This is a genomic window from Mycobacterium sp. (assembly GCF_044370595.1).
Classification (GTDB): domain Bacteria; phylum Actinomycetota; class Actinomycetes; order Mycobacteriales; family Mycobacteriaceae; genus Mycobacterium.
Genome location: NZ_JBILVF010000241.1, coordinates 1 through 3,168, shown reverse-complemented (window position 1 = coordinate 3,168; position 3,168 = coordinate 1). Strand labels below are relative to the sequence as shown.

Annotated in this window: 3 protein-coding genes; 2 read left to right on the top strand and 1 reads right to left on the bottom strand. The window is 67.0% G+C overall.

Going from position 1 to position 3,168, the window contains the following annotated elements; genetic code table 11:
- Positions 1 to 1,433, top strand: a 1,433-nt coding sequence (gene rpsA / locus ADBZ5N_RS18265; RefSeq protein ID WP_526259917.1) for a 30S ribosomal protein S1, incomplete at its 5' end; no start/stop codon positions are given.
- 3 nt (positions 1,434 to 1,436) lie between these two features.
- A complete protein-coding gene (gene coaE, locus ADBZ5N_RS18260; protein ID WP_526259915.1) occupies positions 1,437 to 2,591 on the top strand; it encodes a dephospho-CoA kinase in 1,155 nt (384 codons plus the stop codon).
- Positions 2,592 to 2,595: 4 nt separating this feature from the next.
- Here coaE and ADBZ5N_RS18255 read toward each other — a convergent pair.
- Positions 2,596 to 3,168, bottom strand: a 573-nt coding sequence (locus ADBZ5N_RS18255; protein ID WP_526259913.1) for a hypothetical protein, incomplete at its 5' end; no start/stop codon positions are given.

Below are 3,168 nucleotides of genomic sequence, written 5' to 3'. Positions count from 1 at the left end.
TCACCTCGCCGCAAGTAGCCATCAACGACATTGGCTCGGCTGAGGACTTCCTCGCCGCTATCGACAAGACCATCAAGTACTTCAACGATGGCGACATCGTCGAGGGGACCATCGTCAAGGTGGACCGAGACGAGGTCCTGCTCGACATCGGCTACAAGACCGAAGGCGTCATCCCGTCCCGTGAGCTCTCCATCAAGCACGACGTCGACCCCAACGAGGTCGTGTCCGTCGGCGATGCGATCGAAGCCCTCGTCCTCACCAAGGAGGACAAGGAAGGCCGGCTGATCCTGTCCAAGAAGCGCGCCCAGTACGAGCGCGCCTGGGGCACCATCGAGGAACTCAAGGAGAAGGACGAGGCCGTCAAGGGAACCGTCATCGAGGTCGTCAAGGGCGGCCTGATCCTCGATATCGGCCTGCGCGGATTCCTACCGGCCTCCCTGGTCGAGATGCGCCGTGTTCGTGATCTGCAGCCCTACATCGGCAAGGAGATCGAGGCCAAGATCATCGAGCTGGACAAGAACCGCAATAACGTGGTGCTGTCCCGGCGGGCCTGGCTTGAGCAGACTCAGTCCGAGGTCCGCAGCGAATTCCTCAACCAGCTGGTCAAGGGCGCGGTCCGCAAGGGTGTGGTGTCCTCGATCGTCAACTTCGGCGCGTTCGTCGATCTCGGCGGCGTCGACGGTCTGGTGCACGTCTCCGAGCTGTCTTGGAAGCACATCGACCATCCGTCGGAGGTCGTGCAGGTTGGCGACGAAGTCACCGTCGAGGTGCTCGACGTCGACATGGACCGCGAGCGGGTCTCGCTGTCGCTCAAGGCCACTCAGGAAGATCCGTGGCGCCACTTCGCCCGGACCCACGCCATCGGCCAGATCGTGCCGGGCAAGGTCACCAAGCTGGTGCCGTTCGGCGCATTCGTCCGTGTCGAAGAGGGCATCGAGGGTCTGGTGCACATCTCCGAACTGTCCGAGCGGCACGTGGAGGTCCCCGACCAGGTTGTCGCCGTCGGCGACGACGCCATGGTGAAGGTCATCGACATCGACTTGGAGCGCCGCCGGATCTCGCTGAGCCTCAAGCAGGCCAACGAGGACTACACCGAGGAGTTCGACCCGTCGAAGTACGGCATGGCCGACAGCTACGACGAGCAGGGTAACTACATCTTCCCTGAGGGCTTCGACTCCGAGACCAACGAATGGCTCGAGGGCTTCGACAAGCAGCGCACCGAGTGGGAGGCCCGCTACGCCGAGGCCGAGCGCCGGCACAAGATGCACACCGCGCAGATGGAAAAGTTCGCCGCCGCCGACGCCGCTGCGGCCGAGGAGCGTCCGTCGGGTGCCACCTCGTCGAGCACGCCGGGCGCCGAGGAGTCCGGTGGGTCGCTGGCCAGCGACGCCCAACTGGCCGCGCTGCGCGAGAAGCTCGCCGGTAACGCCTAGCCGGTGCTGCGCATTGGGCTGACCGGCGGTATCGGCGCCGGGAAGTCAACCGTATCAAGTGCTTTCGCGAACTGCGGTGGCGTGATCGTCGACGGCGATGTCATCTCCCGTGAGGTGGTGGAACCCGGCAGTGAAGGGCTGGCCGCACTGGTCGACCACTTCGGGTCCGACATCCTGCTGCCGGACGGGGCTCTGAACCGGCCCGCGTTGGCGGCCAGGGCGTTTGTCGATGAGCAGCAGCGCGCGAAGCTCAACGCCATCGTTCATCCGCTGGTGGCCCGTCGGCGCGCCGATATCGTCGCTGCGGTGTCTGAGGACGAGGTCGTCGTCGAGGACATCCCGCTTCTGGTCGAGTCGCACATGGCCCCACTGTTCCCGCTGGTGGTCGTGGTCCACGCCGACGAGGGGGTCCGGTTGCAACGTCTCGTCGACCAGCGGGGCATGGACGAAGCCGACGCCCGCGCCCGGATCGCGGCCCAAGCCACCGAGGAGCAGCGCCGGAAGGTCGCCGACGTGTGGCTGGACAATTCCGGCTCCGAGGGGCACCTGATCGAGCGGGCTCGGGAACTCTGGTTCGGCCGGATCCTGCCCTTCGCCCACAACCTGACCGCCCGAACCCCGGTGCCCGACCCGACCGCCCTGGTGCCGGCAGACCCGCAGTGGCGCGATCAAGCCACCCGCAGCAGGGCGCGACTGGCCACCCATTGCGGCCATCGCGCGCTGCGTATCGACCACATCGGCTCCACCGCGATCACCGGATTGGATGCCCGCGACATCATCGACCTCCAGGTCACTGTCGGCTCGATCCAGATCGCCGACGAATTGGCTGCCGACCTGCTGCGGGCCGGGTATCCGCGGGTGGAGTCGATTACCGCAGACCGTCGCTACGACGGCTCGAATACGCTGTCGGAGAAGCGGTTTCACGCTGCCGCTGATCCCGGTCGGCCGACGCACGTGCATATCAGGGTTGACGGCGAGCCCAATCAGAGATTTGCCCTGCTGTTCGTGGACTGGCTCGAGGCCAGTCCCGGTGTGCGGGCCGACTACCTGGCCGTGAAGCGCGCACCAGGCGCAGACGGGGACATGCTCGGCCGGTGGTTCGGCGAGGCCTACCCCAGAGCCTGGGCCTGGGCGAAACAAGCCGGGTGGTCGCCGTAACCGGCTAGGCGGGCGCGCCGAGGTCGGCAGCGGGTAGCACGTTCGGTGGCGGCGCCGCATCGGCCGGCGGTACCGGTTCGACAGGCGCGGGGGGCGGCAGCGCGGCGGGGTCCACCGGGAGTGGTTCCGGGACGGCGGGTGCAGGGGCGCCCATCGCATTGCTCAGTGGAGCCCCGCAGTTCATCGCCCCGTAGTCCGGGTCGTCACGGGCCGGGGACAGCCGGGGGCTGATGAACTGGTCTGCCTGCACGACGATCTGGTCGTTGATCAGGACTTCGCAGTGCAGGTTCGCCGAGTACGGCCACTGGATCGAAATCCGCATACCGGCCTCTTTCGGGTCGCTCAGCACTGCGGTGGCTTCAAACGTCCGGCCCGGCAGCATGGTGGGATCGGCGCTGTTGACCTGGGTGTCGTTGATCCGGTAGGTGACCAGGGCGCCGCGGGCCAGGCCGTCGATCCGCGCGCGGTAGGTCACGTTGTACTGCTGGGGCGCAGATTGGGACTCGATACCAGGTGGCGGGGGCGGGGTGAACTCGTCGTGGGGGGGGGGGGCGCCGGGGGGGGGGCACCACACAAC